Raw genomic sequence first — 25,779 nt, 5'->3', positions numbered from 1 at the left:
GAGCCGCCCCGCTGCACATGTCAAGCGAGCATTCGTTTTCTTGGGTACGGTGGGCCGATGCCCAGGGTCAGCCAGCAGTACCGGGACTCGCGCCGCGAGCAGATCCTCGCCGCCGCCAGGCGCTGCTTCCTGCGTGACGGCTTCCACGAAACCTCGATGCAGGACCTGTTCGCCGAATCAGGCCTGTCCGCGGGCGCCGTATACCGCTACTTCGCCAGCAAGGACGAGATGATCCTCGCGATCGCGGAGGAGAACATGCGCGACATCGTCGCCCTGCTGCGCGCCCTGGCGACCAGTCCGCATGACGACGGGCTCGGCGCGTCGCTCGGCGAGGTCCTGGACGTGGTGCGCGACAAGCACGCCGAGAACCAATTCGGCGCGATAGCCCTGATCGTCTGGGCCGAGACGCTTCGCAACGCCTCGCTCGCGAAGCGGTTCGACGTCGCGTTGAGCCGGATGCGGGCCGACGTCGCGGAGGTCATCCGCGAGCATCAGAAGCGCGGCGACCTGTCCGCGGAGGCGCACCCGGATGCGCTCGCCGGCCTGGTCATGGCAATCGTGCCCGGCTTCATCCAGCAGCTCACCATGTTCGGCCCGGGCGCGGTCGAGGGCATCTCCGACACGGTACGAACGCTCTGGCAGCGCTGACGGGCTACCGCTCAGGCCTCGGCGGGCGGACGTCCCACCACCATCGACTGCAACAGCGCAGGGGAGAAGGCGTCTGCCGTCTGCGCGTCGAGTTGGGCGCCCAGGCCGTCCAGCACCCGCGTGAAGAACGAGCGCGCCGACACGGCGAACACCACGTCGGCGACCTCGGCGTCGCTCAGGCCGGCATCACGCAGTTCGTCGACGTCCTGCTGGCTGATCGAGGCCGCGTCCGTGGCGACCTTGGCCGCGAACCGGTACACCGCTCGGTCCTGCTCACTCAATGCGGCTCCACTCGGGTCCTGGGCGATCGTGGCCAGGCTCTGCTCGTCACCACACACGTCGCGCAGGAACTTCGAATGCGCGGCCGTGCAGTACGTGGAGTGCAGCGCGCGCGCCGCCGCGATGGTCGCGAGCTCGAAGCGCCGCCGGTCCATGCCGTCCCGGATCGCGGTGTTGAGCGCGTTCCAGGCCCGGGCCACGTCCGGCCGGGTGGAGAAGGCGCCCGCGTAGTTCGGCAGGAATCCCCATGCGGCCCGCTGCTGGCGGTAGTACTCGGCGACGGCTCCGGTGGCCGCGTCCTCCGCGATCGCGTCGATGAACATCCGGCAAGTCTCGCCCCAGGGCACGCGCCGCCGCCAGTGGATCGGCGGCGGCGCGTTGCCGCTACTTCTGGGCGATCGCGGTATCGCGGATGCCCGCCGGCACGGAACTGACCACCTCGAAGACCGGGACCGTCCTGGTGAAGTGCAGCTTTCCGTGGAAGTAGTCCCGCTCCTCGGTGATCTGAGCGGTACGGGTGTCGAACATGAGGACCTGGATGTCGCCCGGGCGACCGCTCGGATCCACGAACTCGAAGGACTGCACCGGGTTGCCGAGCGAGTCACGCGTGACGTCGCCCAGTCGCACGTGGCCCAGGTGCGCAAGGACATCGATCGCCGCCGAGCGGAGGTTCGGTTTGGCGAGCCCGCGGCGCACGATGTCAGAGACTGCGACGAAGACCCGTTCGTCCGCGGACGTGGAGCCGACCGAGTGTGCCCGCACGTACGCCTCGAGCGCCGCCGGGTCGGTGGGCAATCGGTCGAGGTACTGCGGCGCGGTCATTCCGTCGATGGCCTGCGGACCGGGCGGCAGCAGCCACACCTCTTCCTGGTTCGGGCCCGAGCCGGAGCGCTCGATGCGTCGCTGCCAGGTCTGCCCGTCGGCGCGGATCCAGTCCTCGAACCGGCTCTCCACTGCGGGCTGATCGGCCAGCGCCTGCTGGTGTTCGACGTCGACCAGATGCAGGTACTGGTGCGGCCCGAGCTGGTCGCTCGGGCTGACCGCGGCGATGTGCGCCAGCTGGTGCAGTGCCTGAACAGCGGCGGCCTGGTCCGCGGACCCGGGCGTTCCCGCCGGCAGCACGGCGGGAACAGCGATGCACGCGGCGGCGGCCAGTCCGGCGGCGGTGACGAGCACGGCCGCGCGGCGCCGTCTCGGCGTGCGCGAGCTGGTGAGGCGGATGTCGGCGCGATCCGGTGTCGGGTCGGTGCTGAGCACCTGTTCGAGAATGACTGTGCGTTCGGCTGCCGGCCAGTGCGGCTGCCGGCGCAGGTCCGCAAGACGCTCGTCCAGGTCAGTGGTCATGACAGGGTCTCCCTCGTGACGGCTAGGCGTTGGGGCACACGTCGGGACGAGTGCGACTCCTCCTCGGCGGCGAAGGTGTGCCGTAGGCGGTTTCGCGCGCGATGCAAGCGAAGCTCGAAGGCTCTACGCGAGCAGCCGGCCACCTGGGACGCCTGGGACGACGGACAGCCGTCCCATCCGGTGAGCAACAGCGCTTCGCGTTCGACGGGCGACAGGTCGGCGAGCGCGGCGAGCATCGACCGCCGCTCGAGGGCGATCTCGTCCGCGCCGCTGGACGCCGTGCTCGCCCGCTCCAAGCCGGCCAGTTGGTCGGTGAGCCGCTGCTGGCGTGCCAGCCCTCGTCGACGGTTCGCGATGATGTTGCGGGCAACCACGAGCAGCCACGGCAGGGCATCTGCCGGTACCTCGTCGATTCGCCGCCACGCCACCAGGAACGCCTCGGACACAACATCCTGCGCCGCGCCCGCGTCGACATGCCGGTACGAGTAGGCGAGCACCCGCGTCGAGTTCTCTTCGAACAGCGCGCGCAGCTTCGTCTCGCGGGTCGGTGTGCACATACCTCGTACTGTCCGCCGAGCGGCCTGACTTCTCACGACCGACTTGGTAGGACACGCGCGCTGCCGGAACGCCGCGCCGAACCTGTCCGAGCTGTGTGGAGAATGGTTCGGCGTGGGGGAGAGGTCCGAGCTCGGCGCACTGCGCGAGTTACGCGGCGCCGCCCGCGTGCTGCTCGCGCTCGAGTCCGACGCCACCGTCGAGGACGCCGCGATCGCGCCGGCGCGGGCCGCTGCCCTGCAGCGCTACCGCGACTACGTAACGCGGTTCGGCCCGCTGAACCGCGGCGAACTGATCGAGGGCCCGATCGATCCGCAGAGCGGGCAGCCGGCGCTGCGGTGGCGGCGCCCGGACCTCGGCGGCTTCCGCGCGGACCCCGACTACTACGCGGTGATGGCCCTGGAGGTGTTCGACCAGCAGACCGGCAGCGCTGCGCCCGCGCCGATCCTGCTGCGCCGGGTGCACGGCCGCCCCGAGCCCGCCGCCCGGGTGGCCAATGCCGACGAGGCGCTGATGGTGTGCCGCGGCGAGGGGCGGCTGGACCTCGACCGGGTCGCCGGCCTGCTGGGGCTGTCCGGTACGGCCGCGGCGGAGGCGGCCCTGGGCGATCGCGTCGTCGCCGACCCGGAACGCGGTGGCGCCCCCGTTGCAGTCGAGGACTATCTCAGCGGCGACGTGCGGACCAAGCTCACCGCAGCGCGGGCCGCAGCAGCCGGCGACGAGCGCTACCGCCGCAACGTCGAACTGCTCGAACCCGTCCTGCCGCCGCAAGTCGGGCCGCTGGAGATCGCGGTCTCGCTCGGCGCGCCCTGGATCGGCGCGGAGGACGTCGAGGCGTTCATCCGCGACGTGCTCGGTGGCCGGGCGCGGGTGTGGCACCTGCCGTCCGCAGCGTTCTGGAAGATCGTCCCCGAGGGCAAGGAGCCGGCCGGCCGGTACAGCACCGGGCGGATGAGCGCGTACGACCTGCTGACGCACGGGCTGAACGGGCGCACCCCGATCGTCGTCGATCGCGTTGCCGGCCCGGTGCCGGGCAAGCGCGTCAGCCGGCGCAACGTCGAGGAGAGCATCGCCGCGCAGGACCGCTTGAGCGCGCTGCAGGACGCCTTCGTGGACTGGCTGTGGCAGGACGCCGCGCGCACCGAGCGACTGGTCGCCGAGTACAACCGCCGGTTCACCAGCCACCGGCCGCGCCGACCGGACGGCTCGCGGCTCACGCTGCCCGGCCTGGCCGACGGCATCGACCTGTGGGCGTGGCAACGCGACATCGTCGCGCGTGCCCTGACCACGCCGGCCACGCTGTGCGCGCACGCGGTCGGCGCCGGCAAGACCAGGTCGATGGCGGTGCTGGCGATGACCGCGCGCCGCCTCGGGCTCGCCCGCAAGCCGCTGGTCACCGTCCCGGCACACCTGGTCGAGCAGACCGCGCGCGAGTTCCGGCAGGCGTACCCGTTCGGCCGGTTCCTCGTCGCGGGCGAGGACGGGGCCGCCTCGCGGACCCGGTTGGCGGCACGCTGCGCCACCGGCGACTGGGACGCGGTGATCCTCTCGCACGGCACGTTCAGCGCGCTGCCGGTGACGCCGGAGGTGGAGCTTGCCTGGCTGGGCGAGCGGGTCGCGCAGACCGAGGCCGAACTGCGCGGCGGACGCGGCGGCCGGCACGGGCGTTCGGTGCTGCGCCGTCGCCTGGCCGGGCTGCAGGCGCGCCTGGCCAGGGCGGCCGCCACGCCGCCGCCACCGGTCACCTTCGAGGCGCTCGGCGTCGACCTGTTGCTGGTCGATGAAGCGCACTACTTCAAGCGGCTGCCGACCACGTCGCGGCGTGAAGGCATCTCGCTCGGCTCGTCCCAGCGCGCGGCCGACCTGCTGCTGAAGGCGCAACTGCTGCGCGAGCGGCGCGGCCCGCTTCCCGGTTTGGCGCTGTTCACCGGCACCCCGTGGTCGAACACGATCGCCGAGACGTTCGTCTGGCAGAGCTTCGTCCAGCCCGACCGTCTCGCCGCCGCCGGCATCGAGCACTTCGACGCCTGGGCCGCGGTGTTCGTCGAGTACGACGAACTGGTGGAGGTCGCGCCGGACAGTGCCGGGTTCCGGATCAAGCAGCGCCCCTCGCGCATCCGCAACCTGCCCGAGCTGCGCACCATGCTCGCCGACGCCGCGGACGTGTTGCCGGGCACTGCGCTCGGTCTCGATCGTCCGGAGCGCCGTGACGACACCGTCGTGTGCGAGGCGTCGGCCGGGCAGCGCGAGTACGTCACCAGCTTGCAACTGCGGGCCGACAAGATCCGGCGCACCCGGGCGCACGGTGTCCCCGGTGAGGACAACATGCTGGCCCTGTGCAGCGACGGGCGTCGAGTGGCGCTCGATCCGCGGCTCGTCGGCGTATCGGAGGACTCGTCCAAAGTGTCCGCCGTCGCCGAACGCGTCGCGCGGCTGCACGCCGAGCACGGTGAGACGCGCTTTGCCGGCAGCGAGGTGCCGGGCGTGCTGCAGATCGTCTTCTGTGACCAGGGCACGCCACGCGTCGACGGTCTGCAGACCTACGGACGGCTGCGGCGCGCCATCGTCGCGCGCGGCGTGCCCGCTGAGCGGGTGCGCTGGGTACACGAGGCCACCACTGCGGCCGAACGCGTCGCGCTGTTCGCGGCGTGCCGCTCCGGCGAGGTATCGGTGCTGCTCGGCTCCACCGACACGCTCGGCACCGGTGCCAACGTGCAGCCCCGGCTACGCGCCGTCCACCACGTCGACGCACCGTGGCGGCCGTCGGACATCGAGCAGCGCGAGGGGCGCGCCCTGCGTCCGGGCAACCTCAACCCGGTCGTCGACGTGATCCGTTACGTCACCCGCGGCACCTTCGACGGCTACATGTGGCAGACGCTCGAGCGCAAGGCGCGGTTCATCGCGCAGTTGCACGGCGGCATGCTCCACGGCGGCGCCGGCGAGCGCATCGTGGACGATCTCGGTGACGCGGTGTTGACCTTCGCCGAGGTGAAGGCGCTCGCCACCGGCAACCCGATGCTGCTCGAGGAGGCCCGGGCCGCCGCCGAGGTCGCCCGGCTGCGGATCCTGCGCTCGGTCGACGCGCAGGCTTTGACGGCGGCGCGCGGGGCGGCTCAGGCCGCCGATCGGGAGTGTTACCGCCTGGGCCAGCAGGTGCGCATGCTGCGTTCGGCCCTGGCGCGGCTGGCGGCGGCAGGCCCGGTCACCGACAACGAGGTGGGCGTCCGCGTGGCCGTGGCCGCCGTCGTGCAGCGGGTGCGCCACCCCGACCCGGCCGCACCCGCGGCCCCGCAGCGCGCGCCGTGGACCGGGCTCGGCGTCGAACTCGTTCCGGTCGGGGGATGGCGGGTATCGCGGGTGGACGACCTGCTGGTGCGGGTAACGCTGGCGCACCGCCCGGTCGACGAGTTCACCGTGCCCGCTCGCGCACTGCGCCGCGGTGAGGTGCCCGCCGCCGAGCGTGTCGTGATCACCGCCGTGCGCCGCTGGCGCCGGCGCGTCGAGGACCGCATCGCCGAGGTCGAGGCGGCAGCCGAATCGGCCGAACGGGCCGCCGAGCGGGCGCGGCAGACGCTGCGCGAGCACCGCTTCGACCGGGCCGACGAACTGGCCTCGGCCGAGCGGCGGCTCACGCTGATCCGCACCACGATCGAGGCGGCCGTCGACGACCTCGAGCCCGACCGCGACGGCGCCGCCTGAGCGGTGCCGTCGCACCCCGATCGCTCAGCGGCCGGACAGGCGCTCCACCACGGGCAGCAGCTCGTCGATCTCGCCGAGCATGATCGAGGTGATGCCGAGTTCTTCGCGCAGCTGCAAGAACTTCTCCACGAGCCGGTCGACCGATCCGATGAACACATGCGGCGAATCGATCACCTCGTCCTCGGTCAGCTCGACGCCGGTGCGCGAGCGCAGGTGGTCGACGACCCGGCGTGCCTCGCCGTGCAGGTCGTCGGTGATCGTGACCGGCCAGGTCGAGGGGTAGATGTTGAACTCCAGCGACTCGAAGCGCGCACCGGCGGCCGCGCGCACCCACTCGATCTTCTCCCGGGCCGCGGCCAGCGTCAGCGAGGCGGCGTCGACCTTGCCGCCAGCCAGGATGCGCGGGGCCAGCCCGACGGTGTCCGCCTCGCGCCCGGCCAGAGCCAGCGTGCGCCGGCCGCCGCCGCCGATGAAGAACGGCGGGTGTGGCCGCTGCACCGGAACGGGCTCGGCCGGGTAGTCGGTGATCGTGTAATGCTCGCCGGTGAAGCTGAACCGCGCGCCCGACAGCAGCCCCTTGAGTACCGTGATCGACTCGGCCAGCCGCGCCTGCCGCACCCGCGTCGGGTCGAACCGCAGCCCGATCGCGTCGTACTCGGGCTTGTTCCACCCGGCCCCGATCGCGACGTCCAGCCGGCCGCCGGACAGCACGTCGATGCTCGCGAGATCCTGCGCCAGGACGGCCGGATGGCGCAGATCGTTGTTCAGCACGAATGCGGACACGCGCAGCGTCGAGGTTGCCGCTGCGACCGTCGCCATGGTCACCACGGGGGACAGCTGACCGATCAGGTGATCGGGCAGCACCAGCGCGTGATAGCCCAGCTGCTCGGCGCGACGGGCGCGGGCGGCCAGCTCGCGGCCGGTGACGATCTCGTGAACATCGGCCAGGAACCGGAACGGACGCATGCGCGCCATTATGGCGTCCGGCGTCAGTAGAGCGCGTCGATCGGCGCGATCGTCACGACATCCCGCGCGGCGTTCGCCAACCGCTCATCGAGGGTGATGAACGCGTCGGCCTGCAGTTGGGTGAGTGCCACGTACTCCGCCGCGTACGTGTCATCCCAGCCGAGTCGGTCCGCGATCTTCCACGCGACGTCCTGCAGCACGCGGTCACCGAGCAGGCGCATCCGCAGCCCGCGCACGTAGTTCAACTGCGCGTCGGCGGCCTGCTTGGTGAGCTCGCCGCGGCGCACTGCCTGGAACAGCAGCGTCAGCAGCTGCGAGCGGATGAGCGTGGGCGCGACCAGTTCGGCGCGCACCCCGGCCCGTTCGCCGGCCAGGCGCAGCGCGACGTCCGGCCCGATCACGTACTTGGTCATGCTCACCAGCTCCGTCCGGGATCGACGAACCGCAGCGTAGACACCGGCGGCGACAACGAGGTATCGAAGCGCCGATCCGCCGCTCCTCTGGCAACAGGCAGCAATCCCGCGCCAGTCCAGGAGGGAACACTCATGGCCACAACCAGTACGCGCAACCCGGGCGCCCGACCGAAGGGCAATGTCCTGCAGACGGCGCCGGTGCCACAGACGCTGACGTCGAAGGGTTTCCGGATCAGGGGGTTCGGGCCGTTGCCCGAGGGCTTCGACCCGCTGACCGCCACGGCCCGCCAGCTCGCGGCGCAACGCCTGCCGCGCCGTCCCGACGCCGAGAAGGAGGCGGGCGCGCGCGAGCTGTGGGAGCGCGCCGTGACCCGCACCAAGCTCTGGATCACGCCGGAGTTCGAGCACCACGAACACATCAGCCACGGACCGGCGCGTCTGGAGCGCGCGAGCCGTAGCGCCACCGCCGCACCTGCCGTCTCGAACGCCACCTCGACGAACTGGTCGGGCGCGGCGGTGTTCGCACCGGCGAACAAGCCGTACCGCTTCGTCGGCGGCCAGTGGACCGTGCCCAGCCCCAACTCGAGCGTCGACGGCAGCTACTACGCATCCGAGTGGGTCGGCATCGACGGCTGGAACTCCAAGGACGTGCTGCAGGCCGGCACCGAAACGCAGATCACCAAGTTCTGGATCTTCACCTCGACCCAGGTGTACGCGTGGTGGGAGTGGTTCCCGGCCGGCGAGGTCAAGATCTCGAACCTGCCCGTCTCGCCGGGCGACGTCATGTACTGCCTGATCTGCGCCGACTCGACGAGCCACGCGACCGTGAGCTTCAGCAACCAGTCGACCGGCGTCGGGACGCGGTTCGACATCACGCCGCCGTCCGGCACGACGCTGACCGGCAACGTTGCCGAGTGGATCGTCGAGCGGCCCACCGTCAACGGCTCGGTCGCCAACCTGACCGACTACGCCGCGTGCTACTTCGACGAGTGCATCGCCGGCGGCAGCCTGAGCATCGACAACCTGTCGGGCGCCTCGCTCATCACGATGACCGGTACGGGCGGTGCGTCGCTGTCCGAACCGACCAAGGAGAACGACAGCGTGGTGAAGGTGAACTGGAGCAAGTCGAGTTGATGCCGCACGATCCGGGCGGATCACTCGATGTGTACCGATCGCCCCGATTGCAACAATTGCACGGCGCATTGAGCTGAACCAGCCGCCGGTACGTAGTCCCGGATATGAGTATCGCAATCACCTCTCGGCATTCGCACCGCGTCGCCCGCCTTGCCGCGTTCCTCGGCGCGCTCGGCGCGCTTGTCCTCGCCGGTTGCAGCAGCAGCGGATCCGGTGGTGGCGGGATGGCCACCACCGGTTCCGGCACCACCGGTTCCGGCAGCACCGGATCCAGCGGCACCATCGGATCCAGCGGCACCACCGTGACCGTTCGGACCGAGGCCGGCCGTTCCGGCGTACTGGCCACGGCGGACGGGCGCACCCTGTACGAGAGCGCGCAAGAGCACGGCACGGTGCTGTGCAAGAGCAGCGCGTGCACCGCCATCTGGGTTCCGTTGACCGTGGCCGCCGGGCAGACCCCGACCGCGCCCGGCCAGCTCGCCGGCATGCTCGGCACGATCATGCGCCCGGACGGCACGGCACAGGTCGCGCTCGACGGCAAGCCGCTCTACACGTTCTCGATCGACCAGGGCGCGGGCCAGCTGAAGGGCGACGGGGCACACGACAGCTTCGACGGCACGGACTTCACCTGGCAGGTGGCTTCCGCGCCCGGCACCGCGCCCGCACCGTCGACCCCGTCAGCGCCCGCGTCGTCGGCAGTCGGCTCGTCCGGCGGCGGCTACACCTACTAGTTCGGTGCGAAAACCCAGTTCGGTGCGAAAAGCCAGTTCGGTGCCAAAGCCAGTTCGGTGCGAAAAGCCAGTTCGGCGCGACACCTAGCTCGGCGCGAAGGCAGCGCGCAGCACGGTTGACCCGGTTCGCGCCCGCTCGGTGTAGCCGTAGGTGCCCTGCTGCTGCAGCTCGCGAGCAGCCTCGACGACGGCGCCCATGGCGGTGAACGCGAACGCGCTGCCCACCGAAACGCGCGCCACGCCTGCCGCGGCGAGTTCGGCCACCGACGGTCCGCCCGACATGGCGAGCACGTTCACCGGACGATCGAGCTCGGCGACCAGGGAGCGGATCTGGCCCAGGTCGGTGATGCCGGGCGCGTACAGCACGTCGGCGCCGGCCTGCTGGTAGGCCTGCAGCCGGGAAATGGTGTCGGCCAGATCGTCCTGGCCGCGCAGGTGATTCTCGGCGCGGGCGGTGAGGACGAGATGCCCGCGCGCGGCCTCGACCGCGGCACGGACGCGGTCGGCCGACTCGTCGAGCGGGTACAGCCGGTCACCGCTCCAGTCCTCGACCGAGCAGCCGGCCAGCCCGGTCTCGACTGCCGCGGCGACGGTGGCGGCCACGCCGGCCGGATCGTCGGCGAAGCAGTTCTCCAGGTCGGCCGATACGGGGACGTCGACCGCGGCGACGAGTTCGCGCGCGTGCTCGAGCGCCTCCTCACGGGTCACGCTGCCGTCCGGCCGGCCGAGCGTCATCGCGAACCCGCCGCTGGTGGTGGCCAGGGCGGCGAAGCCCAATGACTGCAACAGCAGGGCCGAGCCCACGTCCCAAGGATTGGGCATCAGCAGCGGAGTACCGGGGACATGCAGGGCGCGGAAGGCATCAGCTCGTTCGGACATGAAGGCCACGCTACGACGGGGTACCGACAGCGATCGGGCAGGATGGGCCGGTGCCGACCACGCTGCGCCTGCTCACCTACAACGTCCGTTCCATGCGCGATGACCGGGCCGCGCTCGGTCGGGTGATCAGTTCCGTCGAACCCGACGTGGTCTGTGTGCAGGAGGCGCCGCGGTTCCTGCGCTGGCGCTCGCTGTGCGCGGAGCTGGCCCGCCGCAGTGGTCTCGTCGTCGTAGGTGGCGGACGCCCGGCGGCAGCCAACCTGATCCTGTGCAACCTGCGCGTGGACGTGGTCTCGACGGCCGCGGTGCGGTTCAGCAAGGACGCCAGGATGCACCAGCGCGGCACCGCGATCGCAGTGCTGCGGCTGGCCGGCGCGACGTTTGCCGTCGCCGGGACGCACCTCGATCTCGCCGAGGAGCCGCGACTGCGGCATGTCGTCGAACTCGACCGGGCGATCGCCGCGCATGTCCCTGCCGACGTCCCGGTGCTGGTGGCCGGTGACCTGAACGACCGGCCGGGATCGCGGACCTGGGCGGCCGTGTCCGCGGCGCGGGCCGACGCGTTCGCCACCGCAGGTACCGTCAGTGGGTTCACGTCGACCGCGGCGGACCCGCACCAGACGCTCGACGGCATCTTCGTCGATCCGCGCGTCACCGTCCGGTCCGCTCGGGTGATCGAGCACCCGGACGCAGCAGCCGCGAGCGATCACCTGCCGGTGCTCGCCGAACTCGAGCTGCCGTAGCGGCGGGCGCGGCCGAACGCCCGCGGGGCGCTGCTGCCCTTCGCGTGGCTGCTCCGCCCCAGCGGCGCGAGCCAAGGGCGGCAACCGCGCGGCGACCTGTTCGCAAGGGTGCGCTGAGAGGACCTGTGCGCAGGTTTAGAGAACGACGGTTATCTACTACATAGTTCGTAGTATTCGGCGATGGGCATCGGCGACTATGAGCTGTATCGAAGCGCTGATGGCGCCACGGCACCGCTACTCAGCGTCGTCGTCCCCGAGTTCAACGCAGCGTCATCGCTGGCGGCGTGCCTCGATTCGATCTGCGGGCAGTCTTTTGCCGACGTCGAAATCGTCCTGGTCGACGACGCATCGACGGACACAAGTCTGGCCGAAGCCCTTCGCTACGCCGAGCGGGACTCGCGGATCACGCTGATCAGCCTGCGTGCCAACTCCGGCCTGGGCATGGCCCGCAACGCAGGCATGGCGCTCGCGCGCGCCCCGTACCTGCTGTTCGTCGACAGCGACGACACGCTCACCCCCGGCGCGCTTCAAGCGGTGGCCGATCGGATAGCTGCGGCCGGCACGCCTGATGTGGTCATGTTCGGCTACGAATGGAGCTACCCGGACGGACGCCTCGTGCCGGACCCCAAGACCAACGAACTGCTGGCACACGCCGGACCGCTGACCATCGAACAGCGCATCAAGCTGCTGCGCATCATCCCGGTTGCGTGGAACAAGGCGTACCGGCGCGAGTACCTCATCGCGCACGACTTCCGGTTTCCGACCGGCGTGTACGAGGACGTGGCGTGGACCTACCCGGTGCTCATGAGCGCCGGTAGTGTGGTGACGATCTGCCGGGTGTGCTACCGGTACGAACGGCGCGAGGGGGTTGGCATTCTCGCGTCCCGTGGTCGGTCCCACTTCGACCTGATCACCCAGTACGACCGGGTGTTTGCATATATCGACACCCATCCGGAGCTCGAGCAATGGCGCCGTCCGCTGCTCGACCGAGTCGCGTGGCACCTTCCGACGGTGCTCGAGAACAGCACCAGGATCACGCCGGAGGATCGACGTGTGTTCTTCCAGGCCACATCGGCCGCTGTTCGTCGGCACCGACCGCCCGGATATTGGCCTGCCGGCCGATTGGGCCTGAAGATCTGGCTGATCGAACACGGCGGTTACCGGCTGTTCCGTGTGGCCCAACTGCTGAACGTGGTCCGGCGCCGGCTGCGCGGCTACCGTCGCGGAGCGTGTTGATGGCGCCCTGCACGGTCTCGGTGATCGATGCGGACAGCGCAGCCGATGCGCCCGGCGACTGGGTCGTCTTCAGATGGGACGCGCCGCTGCCCGCCCCCGAGCGATTGGCGCTGCCGGCCGCGGCGGCCGGGACCGCCGACCTGGTCGTGCTCAGGCCGGGCCGGCGCGGACGGCACGTCGTGGATCTGGAGCGTGAACCGGACGCACTCCTGCTCGACGACGCCGTCCTGCTGTTCCGCCGACGGGTGCTGCGCGCGCACGACCTTCGTCCCGAACCCGATCTCGCTCCGGACCTCGCCGCCGCGCTCCTCGCAGCGCGCTATCTCCTGGCAGTACCACGCCCCAAGGTCGTGGTCGGCCGGCTGCGTGGTCTTGCAGCCACCACCGTCGACCGCAGCGACGCCGGCAGGTATTCAGGAGCACCGCAGCGGCTCGCCGACGTATTGGAGCAGGCGCGCGGCCAGCGCGGTGCAGCGCCACGCTGGTTGCAGAACCTGTGCTTGCGGCAGTTGTTCGCCTATCTGCGTGAGGACAGGCGGCTCGCCGGCGTGTCACTATCACCTGCGGCGATCGAGGCGTTCCATGGTGCGCTCGGCCGGGCTGTGCAGCAGATCGACGACGAGGCGATCGCCGCCTGCAGGTGCGCCGACGCCACCGAGGAGGCGCGTGCGGCGCTGTTGATCGGCATCCGCCGGCGCCACGCACACACCCAGCCGGTCCGCCGGCGCGATCCCGCCCGGGGGTTGACCCGCGTCAGCTACTTCTTCGCCGATGAGAGCCCGGAGGAGCGCGTGACCGTCGACGGTGACCTGGTGCGTGCGGAGCATCACAAGGTCCGTGCGGTCCTGGTCGTCGGCAAGCACCTGTTGGCGGAGCGGATCGTGTGGATCCCGGACACTGCCCAGCTTCGCGTCGATGGCGCAGGCGAGGTCGTGCTCCACCGCTCGCCCGCGGTGCGTCCGAGCGCCGTGCGGTACCGCACGGCGCTCAGCGAGAAGCGGGCGGTCGTGCGCATCGTCGCCCGCGACCTGCGAATCCGCTGGCGCGCCCGTGGCATCGCGGCACGCCGGCGGTACCGCGCCGCGTGGTTGCTGATGGACCGGGACGTCGCGGCGCAGGACAACGCCGAGCACCTCTACCGCTACCTGGTGGCTGCGGAGCCGGACATCAACGCATGGTTCGTGCTGGCCCGGGACAGCCCAGACTGGCCGCGACTCGAACGTGAGGGCTTCCGCCTGATCGACTACGGCTCGGTCGACTACTTCACCGCGCTGCTCAACTGCGCGCACCTGATCTCCTCGCAGGCGGACGATTATGTCTGCCTTCCGTTTCGCAGGCACATGCTGGGTAGGCCGCGGTGGCGGTTCACCTTCCTGCAGCACGGCGTCCTGTCGCACGACCTGTCCCGTTGGCTCAACAGCAAGCCGATCGACTGCTTCGTGACGTCGACGCCGTCCGAACACGAGGCGATCGTCGGCGACCAGAGCCCCTACGTGTTCACCGACCTCGAGGTACAGATGGTGGGGCTGGCCCGGCACGACAGGCTGCTGCGGCTTGCACAACACGCTGAGCGGCGATGGCTGCTCGTGATGCCCACCTGGCGTCCTGGCCTGCTGGGCGGCCGAACGCTGGGTAACAGCCGCGCGCTGCTCGCCGGTTTCTGGGACTCGGAGTACGCGCGCGCGTGGCGCGGGTTCCTGGCCGACGAGTCGCTGCGGTCGCTGTGCGAGGAGCAGGACTGGCAATTGACCTTCGTCCCACACCCGAACATGCAGGACTATCTCGACGGTGCCCAGTTCCCGGAGCATGTGAAGGCGCTGCGGTTCGGCCACGTGGACGTGCAAGTCCTCATCGCTGGTGCGGCCGCCCTCGTCACCGACTACTCCTCGCTCGCCAACGAGGCGGCCTACATCGGCCGGCCGGTCGTCTACTACCAGTTCGATCGTGACGAGTTCTTCGGCGACTTCCGCAGGTTGGGTAGCTGGAGTTACGAGCACGACGGGTTCGGTCGCGTGACCGAGACCGTGCACGACGCTGTCGCTGCTCTGGAGTCCATCGCGTTGCGCGGCGGCGCGGAACCCGAATACGCAGACCGCATCGCGCGCGGGTTCCCGCTGCGCGACGGGCAGTGCTGCGCGCGCACGGTCGCCGCGATTCGCGCCATCGAAGGCAGCTAGCCCACGCCGGTCGGCCTGCTGAGGCGGCGCGCTCGCTCAGATCCGGACTCGCCCGCCGAGGTCAGAGGACGGCCCCGTCGTCATCGTCGTCGTGCCGCTCGCGTAACCGCATCACCAGGATCCCGGCGCCGAGCAGCACGCCGAGCACGCCGAGCAGCAGCGTCAGCTTGTTCGCCAGGCCGAACTGGCCGCCGAGCCCCAGCAGCAGGATGGAGATCGCGATCACCGCCATCGCGGTGATGGTTGGGGCCGCCAGCCGGGGCAGCGGTGGCGGCGCCGGCGGCACGTAGTGCTGATCGTCCAGCCAGACCGGGTCCGCCGACTGCTCCAATGCGGCCTTCCAGTCGGCGTCCTCACGCGCCAGTGCCCTCTCCGCGTTTCGGATCGCCGTCACCGTGTCCACGTGCCAGTCGGCGACCAGGTCGGCGAAGGCCGCATCGAGATCGACACCGGCCAGCGGGTCCGGTCGGGGCGCCGGCTCGTCCGCCGTCGCCGGAGGCGTGCCACCGGCCGCGCGCACCACGGCTGCGACGATGGTCCGCGCGTCGCTGCGTTCCTCGGCGGCGACGAACAGCCGCCGGGTGTCCTCGCGTCCAGGGGACTCGTCCAGGTACGCGGCGATGCGGGCCCGGCCGAGCGCGGTCAGCAGGTGCCTGCCGATGTCCGGCGCGATGTCGGTCAGCGGCACGTAGCGCATCGCGGCCAGACCGTTGTCGAGTGGACGATGCGCGTCCGTCCCGCCGGGTTCGGACGTCGACGGGGTGGTCATGGCACGTCCTCGACCGCGGCCGTGCCGACCACCGACCGGATGAACTCGACACTGCCGTCGAAGATCGCCGGTGCGTCGTTGTCGAGCGTCGCAACGTGGTAGCTGTTCTCCAGAAGGACCTCCTGCACCGCCGTGCCGGTCGCGCGGGTAAGCAGCAGCTTGGCCGACAAGGGCTCGACCACGTGGTCCTCGACGCTGCGGTACATCCGCACCGGGCAGGTCAGCTTGTCCAGGTCGTCCACGACCACGTGCCACAACTTCTGCAGCGAGGCGAACGCGGCCACCGGGGTCCGGTCGTACGCAGGCTCGACCACGCCCGGCTTCTTGATGTCGTTGCCGATCGCGGGGCGCGAGTGCACGAACGGGGCGAGGAAGCGCGCGAACCGGGCGTCGAACCGCTCGGTGGCGTAGGACGGGTTGACCAGGACGAGGCCGGCGACCGCATCGCCGCGCTGCTCGGCCAGCCGGGTCACGAGCGTGCCGCCCATCGACAGCCCGAACGCGAACACCTGCTCGCAGCGCGCCGCCAGCTCCTCGAAGCTCTGCTCGATGCGGCCGTACCAGTCCGGCCAGCCGGTGCGGTTGGCGTCCTGCCAGCTCGTGCCGTGGCCGGGCAGCAGCGGCAGCCGCACCGTGTACCCGGCCGCAGCCAGATGCTCGGCCCACGGGCGCAGGCTGGCCGGGCAGCCGGTGAAGCCGTGGCTGAGCAGCACCCCGACCGGCCCGCCGTCTGCGGCATACGGCTCGGCGCCCGGAAACACTGCCACGTCGATTCTCCGTCTGCGAAAAGCTGCAATGGCCCTCCATCATGCCCCCCGGCCGGGCACGCGGCGAGATCCGGGCGGACCGGTGGGCAGTAAATGGGCCCCGGGCGGCCGAGGCACTAATGTCGCGGGGGACAACACCTGCACCGGCCGGAAAGTGGGAGTCCACGCCCGTGTTCTACTGGCTCGCCAAGTTCGTGCTGCTCGGCCCGTTCCTGCGGGGTCTGTGGCGGCCGTGGACCGAGGGGCTGGAGAACATCCCGGACGACCGCCCGGCGATCCTGGCGAGCAATCACCTCTCGTTCTGCGACTCGTTCTTCATGCCGGTCATGGTCAAGCGCAAGGTCACCTTCCTGGCCAAGGCCGAGTACTTCACCACACCGGGCATCAAGGGTTTCTTCTCGCGACTGTTCTTCGCCGGCGTCGGCCAGGTGCCGATCGACCGATCCGACTCGGATGCCTCCCGGGCCGCGCTGAACACCGGGGTGCGGGTGCTGCGTGAGGGCAAGCTGCTCGGCATCTACCCGGAGGGCACCCGGTCACCGGACGGGCGGCTGTACCGCGGCAAGACGGGTGTGGCGCGGATGGCGCTGGAATCCGGCGCCGTCGTGATCCCGTGCGCGATGGTGAACACCGACGTCATCCAGCCGGCCGGGCGGCTCATCCCGCGACTGCGGCCGCGCCCCGGGGTCCGGTTCGGCAAGCCGCTCGACTTCTCCCGCTACGAGGGCATGGCGGGCGACCGGTTCGTCGAGCGCTCGATCACCGACGAGATCATGTACGAGCTGATGCAGCTGTCCGGCCAGGAGTACGTCGACCAGTACGCGGCCAAGGTGAAGAAGTCGCAGGGGCTCGATCAGGAGGCCTTCGGAGCCCGCACCGTGCGCGAGCTCGGCGATCGCGTGCCGGACAGCCGCGCTTCCTGATCACGGTGCGGTACTTCTACGACTGCGAGTTCATCGAGGACGGCCGCACCATCGAGCTGGTCTCGATCGGTGTGGTCGCCGAGGACGGCCGCGAGTTCTACGCCGTGTCGACCCAGTTCGACCCGTCCCGCGCGATCGACTGGGTGCGCAAGCACGTGCTGGACAAGCTGCCGCCGCCTGCGGACAAGGCGTGGCGCTCGCTCGAGCGAATCCGCGACGACCTGCTCGCCTTCCTCACCGCCCCGGGTGAGCCGATCGAGCTGTGGGCCTGGATGGCGTCCTACGACCACGTCGTGCTCGCCCAGCTGTGGGGCGACATGCGGGCACTGCCACGGGTGATCCCGCGCTTCACCCACGAGTTGCGCCAGCGCTGGGAGGACGCCGGGTCGCCGCCGCTGCCGCCGGCGCCGGCGGACCAGCACGACGCGCTCGCCGATGCGCGGCACAACCTCGCGCGCTGGCAGGCTCTGAGCTGACCCACTCATCGCGCTAGGGTCACGATCTATGCGAATCGGTGTGCTGACGGGTGGGGGCGACTGCCCGGGACTCAACGCGGTCATCCGTGCCGTCGTCCGCAAGGGCGTGGGCGTGTACGGGCACGAGTTCGTCGGGTTCCGCGACGGCTGGAAGGGGCCGCTGGAGAACATCACGATGCCGCTCGGCATCGCCGACGTCCGCGGCATCCTGCCTCGCGGCGGCACCATCCTCGGCTCGTCGCGGACCAACCCGTTCAAGGTCGAGGACTCCGCCTCCGGCGCGAGCGGCATCGACCGGATCCGGGAGAACCTCGCGGCGAACAGTGTGGACGCGCTCATCGCGATCGGTGGCGAGGACACCCTCGGCGTGGCCACCCGGCTGCACGAGCTGGGCGTGCACGTGATCGGCGTCCCGAAGACGATCGACAACGACCTGAACGCCACCGACTTCACCTTCGGCTTCGACACCGCCGTGAACATCGCGATGGAGGCAATCGACCGGCTGCACACCACTGCCGAGTCGCACCACCGGGCGCTGATCGTCGAGGTGATGGGCCGGCACGCGGGCTGGATCGCGCTGCACGCGGGCATGGCCGGCGGCGCCAACGTCATCCTCATCCCCGAGCAGCCGTTCTCGCTCGATCGCGTGTGCGCGTACGTCGAGAGCCGCTTCGAATCGCACTACGCGCCGATCCTGGTGGTCGCCGAGGGCGCGACGCCCGACGGCGGCGAAGCCGCGGTGCTGGAGAAAGGTCTGGACGCGTTCGGGCACGTCCGCCTCGGGGGCATCGGCGAGTGGCTGGCCGCCCAGATCGAGCAGCGCACCGGCAAGGAGGCCCGGACCACGGTGCTCGGCCACATCCAGCGCGGCGGCACCCCGTCGGCGTTCGACCGGGTACTCGCGACGCGGTTCGGGCTCAACGCCGTCGACGCCGCCCACGACGGCGACTGGGGCAAGATGGTCGCGCTGCGCGGTACCGACATCGTCCGGGTGCCGCTTGCCGAGGCGACCACCGAGCTCAAGATCGTCGACCCGAACAGGTACGCCGAGGCCGAGGTGTTCTTCGGCTGACGGCCCCGTTCCGCTGACGTTCCCGTTCGGCGGACGTTCCCGTTCGGCGGACGGTCCCGTTCGGCTGACGGTCCCGTTCGGCTGACGGTCCCGTTCGGCGGACGGGCCTCTGACAGCGGGTTCCGCCCGCCGCCTAGGCTTGTCCGGTGACCACCGTGCCCGACTCCGCAACGCCCACCGCCGCCGAACTCGGGCTGGACGCGTGGCGCGAGTTGCCGGCAGCGCAGCAGCCGAACTGGCCGGATCGCGATGCGCTGCGAGCCGTGGCCGAGAGCCTGGCCGGCGCCCCGCCGCTCGTGGTCGCGTCCGAGGTGGACCAGTTGCGCGAGCGGCTCGGTGCCGTCGCGCGCGGCGAGGCGTTCCTGCTGCAGGGCGGCGACTGCGCCGAGACGTTCACCACCTCCTCGCAGGCCGACATCGCCGGCAAGGTGCGGGTGCTGCTGCAGATGGCGGTCGTGCTCACCTACGGCGCATCGGTTCCGGTCGTCAAACTCGGCCGGATCGCCGGTCAGTACGCCAAGCCGCGCTCGTCAGACCTGGACGCCAGCGGGCTACCGTCCTACCGCGGCGACATGGTGAACGATCTGCACGGCGAGCGGACGCCTGACCCGCAGCGCATCCTGCGTGCCTACTCGACCGCCGCCTCGACCCTGAACCTGCTGCGCGCGTACGCCGGCGGGGGGCTGGCCGCCCTGGACCGCGTGCACGCGTGGAACACCGCGTTCGCGCGCAGCACCGAGACCGGCTACCGCTACGAGAAGCTGGCTGCCGAGATCGACCGCGCGGTGCGGTTCATGCGCGCCTGCGGGGTCCACGACGCCGCGCTGGAGGGCGTCGAGCTGTACGCCGGTCACGAGGCGCTGATCCTGGACTACGAGCGAGCGCTGACCCGGATCGAGACCGACGCCGCCGGCCGGGCCGCCGCCTACGACCTGTCCGGGCACTTCGTCTGGGTCGGCGAGCGCACCCGGCAGATGGACGGCGCACACCTGGACTTCGTCTCGCGCATCGCGAACCCGATCGGTGTCAAGCTCGGGCCGACCACGACGCCGGAGTTCGCGGCCGAGCTCGTCGAGCGGCTCGACCCGCACAACACGCCCGGCCGGCTCACCCTGATCAGCCGGATGTCGAACTCGAAGGTCCGCGACCTGCTGCCGGCGATCGTCGAGAAGGTGAGCTCGACCGGGCACCTGGTGGTGTGGCAGTGCGACCCGATGCACGGCAACACCGAGGAGACCGCCGACGGTGTGAAAACCCGGCACCTGGACCGGATCATCGACGAGGTGGACGGGTTCTTCGACGTGCACGCCGCACTCGGGACGCACCCGGGCGGCCTGCACGTCGAGCTCACCGGCGACGACGTGACCGAGTGCATCGGCGGCACCGCCGAGCTCACCGCGGCCGACCTGAGCCGCCGCTACGAGACCGCGTGCGACCCGCGGCTGAACATCGAGCAGTCACTGGAGCTGGCGTTCCGGGTCGCCGAACGACTGGTAGCCGATCGCCGGCGCCGGGAGAACTCATGATCGTCGACCTGCGTTCGGACACCGTGACGCGCCCGACCCCGCCGATGCGCGCCGCGATGGCCGACGCCGAGGTGGGCGATGACGTCTACGGCGAGGACCCGACGGTCACCGCGCTCGAGACCGAGGTCGCCGCCCTGCTCGGGCACGAGGCGGCGCTGTTCGTGCCATCCGGATCGCTGGGCAACCAACTCGGAATCCGGCTGCTGGTGCAGCCCGGTCAAGAGCTGATCTGCGACACGCTCGCGCACGTCGCGCGCGCCGAGCTCGGCGCCGCCGCGGTGTTCTCCGGCATCACCTTCCGCACCTGGCGGGCGCAGCGCGGCGTGCTGGACGCCGACGCGATCGCCGATCTGGCCGCCCCGGACGCCGGCCCGTACCAGGTGTCCACCGCCGCGATAGCCGTCGAGAACACGCACAACTTCGGTGGCGGCATCGTGCAGCCGCCCGAGCAGGTGGCGGCGGTCGCGACGTTCGCGCGCGAGCACGGCCTCGGCCTGCACCTGGACGGCGCCCGGTTGTGGAACGCGCACGTCGCGACCGGTACGCCACTCGCCGAGCTCGCCGAGCCGTTCGACACCGTCTCCGTCTGCCTGTCCAAGGGGCTGGGCGCGCCGGTCGGTTCGGTGCTGGTCTCCAGTGCCGCACGGATCGCCGAGGCACGCGTCTGGCGCAAGCGGTACGGCGCGGGCATGCGGCAGGCCGGCATCATCGCCGCGGCCGGGCTGTACGCGCTGCGGCACCATGTCTCGCGGCTGGCCGACGACCACGCCCGGGCCCGTCGGCTGGCCGAGGCGCTCGGCGCCGATCCTGCCGCCGTGCCCACCAACATCGTCGTGCTGGACGTCGCCGACGCCGCGGGGGTTGCGGTGCAGGCGGCGGCCGATGGGGTGCTGGTGTCCGCGCTCGGGCCGCGATTCCTGCGGCTGGTCACGCACCTGGACGTCGACGACGACGGCCTCGACCGGGCGATCGACGTGCTGCGCCCGCTGGTCGCCCGGTGAGCGACAGGTCAGGGCGCCTGCAGCAGATCGCCGATGCTGACGATGTCGAATACCCTGCGCAGCCGGGGTATCGCGCCGACGATGCTGATCTTCGCACCGACTGCGGCGAGCAGCTTTGACTGGGCAACCAGGCAGCTGAGGCCGGCTGCGTCGATGAAGCTCAAGCCGGCGACGTCGATGGTGCTGTCGCCGGGGTTGACGTGCAAGAGCAGGCTCATGACGTCGTTCAGCCTGGGAACGGTGGCCAGGTCGAGTTCGCCGCTCACGGTCACGCGCCGCTCGGACCGGTCGAGCCGTACCGCCAACCCCGAGATCGGCTCCGCGGGCGTGCTTGCTGGTTCCAGCGGTGCTTCGCGAACGGGGGGTGACGGCGTTGCAACGCGTCTTCGGAGGGTGTCGGGCAGGCTGGACATTAGTGATCCGATCGTGGATCACGGTGCATCGTCCAGTGTCGAGCTACCGCTCACAGAACCGCCGTCCGGCGAGAATTCTGCCCTGGACCCGGCTGAGGTCTCAACCACCCAGAGTCTAGCGCGCCCTGCCCGATTCGGCGGGCCGGGCGCCTGAGCGGGTGCGCGTATCGTCAGCGGCAAGTCGTCCGGAACCGGTGGCAGACGCGAGGAACGATCATGAATGAGACCACGCCGGGCGCCGCTGGCGACACCCCGGTGCAGGACCCGCTACAGCACAGCGCTGCTGGTCGGTCGGACGTTGCCGGCTCCGATGCAGCCACCCAGATGCTGGCCGCCAGCGAGGACGACGATCTGCGAACCAGCGTGGCCGCGCTGTCCCGGCTCGCGACCGGTCAGATGCAGCTGGCCGACGTGTTGACCAGGATCGCCGAGTACGCGGTCGCAGCCATACCCGGTGCGGACGGCGCGGGCCTGACCATGATCGAGGCCGGGCGCAGCGACACGATCGTGGCAAGCGCTCCGTTCGTGGGCCAGGTCGACGCGATTCAGTACAGCATCGAGGAGGGTCCCTGCATCACCGCCGCCGCCGAGGCCCGGACGGTGCGTTCCGGGTCGCTGAGTGACGACCCGCAGTGGCCGCACTTCGGGCCGCGCGTGGGGCACCTCGGGGTGCACAGCGTGCTGTCTATCCCGTTGCTGACATCCGATGGGGTGCTCGGTGCGATGAACGTGTACGCGCACCGGCCCGGTGCCTTCGACACGCACGCCGCGTTGATCGGGGAACTGTTCGCGGTGCCCGCCGCGATCGCGGTGCAGAACGCCCAGGTGCTCGCTCAGACCCGCCGGCTCGCGGCGCAACTGCAGGCCGCGTTGACCAGTCGGTCCACCATCGACCAGGCGATGGGCATCGTGATGAGCCGCATCGGGTGCGGCCCGGACGAGGCCTTCGACCGGCTACGGCAGATCAGCCAGAGCGAGAACCAGAAACTACACACCGTCGCGCAGCACATCCGCGACGAGGCGATCCGACGAGCACGCGCGCGGCACACCGAGGCCTGACCACACCGAGGCCTGACCACACCGAGGCCTGACCCCGGGCCTGACCCTGGGCCGAGCACGGCGACGTGCAAGCGTCCCGGCACTCGCGTTCGGCGCGTAGCGTAGGACGCCTGAAGCCTTGGATCCGGGACCCGACCCGCCTCTGGCCTTGGATGACGGCCACAGCGACCTGCTGCCGCCCGAACGGGCACAAGATTCTGCGATCGGGACGCCGGAGAACCCTCGGTGGACATCTCCGCAGCCTTGACGGCTGACCTCGCCGCGCTCACCCAGGCCCTCGGCAACGACGACATCGACCTCGAGACGCAACTGCGGGCCGTCGCCGACGACGTCAAACTCGCCGTAAGCGCCTTTACCGGCCTGACGATGACGATCGGGCTGGACGGCCACACGGTGAGCTTCACCGTCCGTGAGCACGGTGCCGGCGGCCGCCCCGCGGCAACCTCGCTACTGCTTCCGCTAGGGGCGCTCACCGCCACCGATCCGGCGAGCACCCTCCTGCTGCTCGCCGCCACACCCGGGGCGTTCATCGATCTCGCCGCCGATCTCAGCTATTCCCTCGGAATCGACCCCGCCACGATCGTCCTTGACCGGCACCTCAGCACCGACGTCACCGAGTCCGGCCTCGACACCCACATCGCGATCGACCGAGCCGTCGGTGTGCTCATCGACCGAGGTCACACCCCCGGCGCGGCCCGCGTCGAGCTGGAACGACGGGCCGGCCTCGAGCACGGCGGCCTGCGGGCCGTGGCCGAACAGATCATCCGCACCGTCGGTGGCGGCAACAGCGACACAACCTGATCGAAGTCGCGCGGGTTTCCAGGGCACCCGGAACTTCGCGGCGCGCGTGCCGCTCAGCCGGCGAGGTGGGCGGCCGACGTGCGACCGAGCAGCGCCGGGATGGTGCTGACGGCGCGTGCCAGCTCGTCCAGCGCGTCGCCGAAGAGGGCCTGGGCGCCGTCGCACAGAGCCGCCTCCGGGTGCGGGTGCACGTCGACCATCACGCCGTCGGCTCCGGCCGCGATCCCGGCACGCGCGAGCGGCACCACCAGGTCGCGCCGGCCGGCGGCGTGCGACGGGTCGACGATCACCGGCAGGTGCGAGAGGCGCTGCATCATCGGTACCGCGGACACGTCCAGCAGATTGCGGATCGCGGGCTCGAACGAGCGCACACCGCGCTCGCACAGCACGATGTCCAGGTTGCCGCGCTGGGCGATGTACTCGGCCGCCATCAGCCATTCCTCGTACGTCGCGGTCAGGCCGCGCTTGAGCATCACCGGCTTGCCGCACGCGCCGACCGCCTGCAACAGGCCGAAGTTCTGCATGTTCCGGGTACCGACCTGCAGCATGTCCGCGTGCTCGGTCACGACCTCGACGTCGGCGGCGTCCATCACCTCGGTGACGATCGGCAGCCCTACGACGTCGCGCACCTCGGCCAGGATGCGCAAGCCCTCGACGCCCAACCCCTGGAACGCGTAGGGCGAGGTCCTGGGCTTGTACGCGCCGCCGCGCAGCAGGGTCGCGCCCGCGCGCTTGGCCATCCGCGCCGACTCGAGGGTCTGCTCGGCCGTCTCGACCGCGCACGGACCCGCGATCAGGGTGAACGTGTCCGGACCGATCGGCACGCCGCCGACCCGGATCGTGGTGCGCTTCGCGTGGTTCTGCGCGGACACCAGCTTGTACGGGGCGGTGATGCGCATCGTCTCGGCGACACCGGGCAGCCTGCCGGCGTCCAGCGTCTCGAGCACCTCCTCGGTGCCCACCACGCCGACGATCGTGCGCATCACGCCGCGGCTGACGAACGCCTGCCCGCCGTGCGTCTCGATGTGCGTGACGACGTCGGCGATGTCGCTGTCGGAGGCACCCGGCGCCATGACGATGACCATGCAGGGCAGCCTATACACCGCCCGCTGCCCGCTCTGTCATGCGATAGCGGGGCCCCGGCCCCGCTATCGCACCTCAAAGGCCGAGCGCGCGACGGATCTGGACGGCGACCACCTCGGGTTGGGTGCGCACCACGGCGCTGGGGAATCGGAGCACGATCGCATCCGACAACACGATCTCGTTCTGGCGATGTTGATCGTCCCACCAGCGTCGCTGTTCCAGATGCAGCGCACCGTCCACCTCGACGACGAGCAACCGTCCGTCCCGGCGTCGCCACGTCGCGTCCAGGTGTCGGCGGCGCCCGCCCCGCTCGCGGCGGATCGTCTGCCGCTGCGGCGGCGGCAGCCCGGCGCGGCGACAGAGCCGGATGAAGTCGATCTCGGACAGCGCCTGTGAGCCCTGCGCGATGTCGTCTAACGCCGACTGCAGCAACGCCCGGTGCCTCAGCCGTGGCGCACGCTCGAGGGATTCGCGCAGGTGCGCCGGCCCGACCAGGCGCTGCTGGACGACTGCGGCGAGCAATCCGCACGCCGGGCGCGCCGACGCGAAGCTCGCAGCCGCGACCAGAGCGGCGTCGGCGCAACGGTGAACCGGTGCTCGGCGGTGGCGGCGCACGCTGTCCCAGGTGCGCACGCGATGAACCTGGAACGGGACCGGGCTGCCGAGGTTGCGCCGCGCGCCGGCCGGCGTGAGCAGATCGACACGGTCGCGCTGCCAGCCCGACAGGCCGAACGCCTCAAGGGCAGTGAACGCGGTGAGCAACGCCCGCGGGCCACCGTGTACGCGGGCGACGAACCAGCGCTGCTCGCGGGTGAGTGGCCCGTTGTGCAAGGCGATCGCGTACCCCCAGCGCCGCCAGCGGCCGGCCTCGAGCTGCGCCCGGATCCGGTCGGGGCTGGTGCCGCTGAGTCGCAGTGCGGTCCACGTGCTGATCAGCCGCGGATCGCCGAGTGAGAGCGCCATGGCGCACAGGCTCGCGTGATTCGGCGACCAGCGACCGGGCGGCGCACGCAGCTGTGGACAGTCAATCGAACAACGCGTTCGACCTGCGATTGAGGGCTCAGGACCCCGCAATCGCATGACAG

25 protein-coding genes are annotated in these 25,779 nt (G+C 70.9%); 14 read left to right on the top strand and 11 right to left on the bottom strand.

Annotated elements, in window-relative coordinates; all coding sequences use genetic code 11:
* The first annotated feature begins 57 nt into the window (after window positions 1-57).
* The gene (locus M6B22_RS04180; protein ID WP_269444520.1) at window positions 58-648 is read left to right on the top strand and encodes a TetR/AcrR family transcriptional regulator; all 591 of its coding nucleotides are present in this window, start codon (window positions 58-60) and stop codon (window positions 646-648) included.
* 11 nt (window positions 649-659) lie between these two features.
* On the opposite strand, the gene M6B22_RS04175 is transcribed toward M6B22_RS04180, so the two are convergent.
* The 3 genes from M6B22_RS04175 to M6B22_RS04165 form a co-directional block, all read right to left on the bottom strand.
* Window positions 660-1,250 (bottom strand): carboxymuconolactone decarboxylase family protein, encoded by a 591-nt coding sequence (locus tag M6B22_RS04175; protein WP_269444519.1) that lies wholly within the window; start codon window positions 1,248-1,250, stop codon window positions 660-662.
* Window positions 1,251-1,311: 61 nt separating this feature from the next.
* Window positions 1,312-2,271, bottom strand: coding sequence for a CU044_5270 family protein (locus tag M6B22_RS04170; protein ID WP_269444518.1), 960 nt, complete (start codon window positions 2,269-2,271; stop codon window positions 1,312-1,314).
* Window positions 2,268-2,828 carry an RNA polymerase sigma factor gene (locus M6B22_RS04165; RefSeq protein ID WP_269444517.1) on the bottom strand — a complete coding sequence of 187 codons (561 nt, stop codon included), beginning with the start codon at window positions 2,826-2,828 and terminating at the stop codon, window positions 2,268-2,270. The genes M6B22_RS04170 and M6B22_RS04165 overlap by 4 nt, the downstream gene beginning before the upstream one ends.
* Before the next feature lie 112 nt (window positions 2,829-2,940).
* On the opposite strand from M6B22_RS04165, the gene M6B22_RS04160 reads away from it, so the two are divergent.
* Complete coding sequence (locus tag M6B22_RS04160) at window positions 2,941-6,525, top strand: helicase-related protein (protein ID WP_269444516.1); 3,585 nt, start codon at window positions 2,941-2,943, stop codon at window positions 6,523-6,525.
* A 24-nt stretch (window positions 6,526-6,549) separates the two neighbouring features.
* Here M6B22_RS04160 and M6B22_RS04155 read toward each other — a convergent pair whose 3' ends face one another.
* Together M6B22_RS04155 and M6B22_RS04150 are read right to left on the bottom strand one after the other, a co-directional pair.
* Window positions 6,550-7,491 (bottom strand): TIGR03621 family F420-dependent LLM class oxidoreductase, encoded by a 942-nt coding sequence (locus M6B22_RS04155; protein WP_269444515.1) that lies wholly within the window; start codon window positions 7,489-7,491, stop codon window positions 6,550-6,552.
* Window positions 7,492-7,514: 23 nt separating this feature from the next.
* A complete protein-coding gene (locus M6B22_RS04150) occupies window positions 7,515-7,904 on the bottom strand; it encodes a type II toxin-antitoxin system VapC family toxin (RefSeq protein WP_269444514.1) in 390 nt (129 codons plus the stop codon).
* Between the two features lie 132 nt (window positions 7,905-8,036).
* On the opposite strand from M6B22_RS04150, the gene M6B22_RS04145 reads away from it, so the two are divergent.
* Entirely contained in the window at window positions 8,037-9,038 is a 1,002-nt protein-coding gene (locus M6B22_RS04145) for a G1 family glutamic endopeptidase (RefSeq protein ID WP_269444513.1), read from the top strand.
* Between the two features lie 104 nt (window positions 9,039-9,142).
* Window positions 9,143-9,769, top strand: a complete 627-nt coding sequence (locus M6B22_RS04140; RefSeq protein ID WP_269444512.1) for a COG4315 family predicted lipoprotein — start codon at window positions 9,143-9,145, stop codon at window positions 9,767-9,769.
* A gap of 84 nt (window positions 9,770-9,853) precedes the next feature.
* Here the strand turns inward: M6B22_RS04140 and M6B22_RS04135 are convergent, their stop codons facing one another.
* On the bottom strand, window positions 9,854-10,648 hold the full coding sequence (locus tag M6B22_RS04135; protein ID WP_269444511.1) for an isocitrate lyase/PEP mutase family protein: 795 nt from the start codon (window positions 10,646-10,648) through the stop codon (window positions 9,854-9,856).
* Window positions 10,649-10,698: 50 nt separating this feature from the next.
* On the opposite strand from M6B22_RS04135, the gene M6B22_RS04130 reads away from it, so the two are divergent.
* From M6B22_RS04130 to M6B22_RS04120, 3 genes are all read left to right on the top strand, one after another.
* Window positions 10,699-11,391: an endonuclease/exonuclease/phosphatase family protein gene (locus M6B22_RS04130; protein ID WP_269444510.1), complete on the top strand. Its 693-nt coding sequence runs from the start codon at window positions 10,699-10,701 to the stop codon at window positions 11,389-11,391.
* 180 nt (window positions 11,392-11,571) lie between these two features.
* Window positions 11,572-12,627 carry a glycosyltransferase family 2 protein gene (locus M6B22_RS04125; RefSeq protein WP_269444509.1) on the top strand — a complete coding sequence of 352 codons (1,056 nt, stop codon included), beginning with the start codon at window positions 11,572-11,574 and terminating at the stop codon, window positions 12,625-12,627.
* Window positions 12,627-14,804: a CDP-glycerol glycerophosphotransferase family protein gene (locus M6B22_RS04120; RefSeq protein WP_269444508.1), complete on the top strand. Its 2,178-nt coding sequence runs from the start codon at window positions 12,627-12,629 to the stop codon at window positions 14,802-14,804. Before M6B22_RS04125 ends, M6B22_RS04120 begins: the two co-directional genes overlap by 1 nt.
* Before the next feature lie 61 nt (window positions 14,805-14,865).
* Here M6B22_RS04120 and M6B22_RS04115 read toward each other — a convergent pair whose 3' ends face one another.
* Both M6B22_RS04115 and M6B22_RS04110 read right to left on the bottom strand, forming a co-directional pair.
* Entirely contained in the window at window positions 14,866-15,573 is a 708-nt protein-coding gene (locus M6B22_RS04115) for a hypothetical protein (RefSeq protein ID WP_269444507.1), read from the bottom strand.
* Window positions 15,570-16,340: an alpha/beta hydrolase gene (locus tag M6B22_RS04110; protein ID WP_269444506.1), complete on the bottom strand. Its 771-nt coding sequence runs from the start codon at window positions 16,338-16,340 to the stop codon at window positions 15,570-15,572. Before M6B22_RS04110 ends, M6B22_RS04115 begins: the two co-directional genes overlap by 4 nt.
* A gap of 170 nt (window positions 16,341-16,510) precedes the next feature.
* Between M6B22_RS04110 and M6B22_RS04105 the strand changes: the two genes are divergently transcribed.
* From M6B22_RS04105 to M6B22_RS04085, 5 genes are all read left to right on the top strand, one after another.
* Complete coding sequence (locus M6B22_RS04105) at window positions 16,511-17,263, top strand: lysophospholipid acyltransferase family protein (RefSeq protein ID WP_269444505.1); 753 nt, start codon at window positions 16,511-16,513, stop codon at window positions 17,261-17,263.
* 5 nt (window positions 17,264-17,268) lie between these two features.
* Window positions 17,269-17,739 (top strand): polyadenylate-specific 3'-exoribonuclease AS, encoded by a 471-nt coding sequence (locus tag M6B22_RS04100; protein ID WP_269444504.1) that lies wholly within the window; start codon window positions 17,269-17,271, stop codon window positions 17,737-17,739.
* Between the two features lie 28 nt (window positions 17,740-17,767).
* Window positions 17,768-18,811 carry a 6-phosphofructokinase gene (locus tag M6B22_RS04095; protein ID WP_269444503.1) on the top strand — a complete coding sequence of 348 codons (1,044 nt, stop codon included), beginning with the start codon at window positions 17,768-17,770 and terminating at the stop codon, window positions 18,809-18,811.
* A gap of 146 nt (window positions 18,812-18,957) precedes the next feature.
* The gene (locus M6B22_RS04090; protein WP_269444502.1) at window positions 18,958-20,337 is read left to right on the top strand and encodes a class II 3-deoxy-7-phosphoheptulonate synthase; all 1,380 of its coding nucleotides are present in this window, start codon (window positions 18,958-18,960) and stop codon (window positions 20,335-20,337) included.
* Window positions 20,334-21,338, top strand: coding sequence for a threonine aldolase family protein (locus tag M6B22_RS04085; protein ID WP_269444501.1), 1,005 nt, complete (start codon window positions 20,334-20,336; stop codon window positions 21,336-21,338). The genes M6B22_RS04090 and M6B22_RS04085 overlap by 4 nt, the downstream gene beginning before the upstream one ends.
* Window positions 21,339-21,346: 8 nt before the next feature.
* Here the strand turns inward: M6B22_RS04085 and M6B22_RS04080 are convergent, their stop codons facing one another.
* Entirely contained in the window at window positions 21,347-21,751 is a 405-nt protein-coding gene (locus M6B22_RS04080; RefSeq protein ID WP_269444500.1) for an STAS domain-containing protein, read from the bottom strand.
* Window positions 21,752-21,967: 216 nt separating this feature from the next.
* On the opposite strand from M6B22_RS04080, the gene M6B22_RS04075 reads away from it, so the two are divergent.
* Together M6B22_RS04075 and M6B22_RS04070 are read left to right on the top strand one after the other, a co-directional pair.
* Complete coding sequence (locus M6B22_RS04075; RefSeq protein ID WP_269444499.1) at window positions 21,968-22,810, top strand: GAF and ANTAR domain-containing protein; 843 nt, start codon at window positions 21,968-21,970, stop codon at window positions 22,808-22,810.
* A gap of 225 nt (window positions 22,811-23,035) precedes the next feature.
* Complete coding sequence (locus M6B22_RS04070; RefSeq protein ID WP_269444498.1) at window positions 23,036-23,611, top strand: hypothetical protein; 576 nt, start codon at window positions 23,036-23,038, stop codon at window positions 23,609-23,611.
* 53 nt (window positions 23,612-23,664) lie between these two features.
* Here the strand turns inward: M6B22_RS04070 and aroF are convergent, their stop codons facing one another.
* Window positions 23,665-24,696, bottom strand: coding sequence for a 3-deoxy-7-phosphoheptulonate synthase (gene aroF, locus M6B22_RS04065; RefSeq protein ID WP_269444497.1), 1,032 nt, complete (start codon window positions 24,694-24,696; stop codon window positions 23,665-23,667).
* A 73-nt stretch (window positions 24,697-24,769) separates the two neighbouring features.
* Window positions 24,770-25,657 (bottom strand): PDDEXK family nuclease, encoded by an 888-nt coding sequence (locus M6B22_RS04060; RefSeq protein WP_269444496.1) that lies wholly within the window; start codon window positions 25,655-25,657, stop codon window positions 24,770-24,772.
* Window positions 25,658-25,779 lie beyond the last annotated feature (122 nt).

This window comes from Jatrophihabitans cynanchi (assembly GCF_027247405.1).
In the GTDB taxonomy this organism is placed as follows: Bacteria; Actinomycetota; Actinomycetes; order Mycobacteriales; family Jatrophihabitantaceae; genus Jatrophihabitans_B; species Jatrophihabitans_B cynanchi.
The sequence above is the reverse complement of the archived record's forward strand: the minus strand, read 5'-3'. Positions and strand labels throughout refer to the sequence as shown.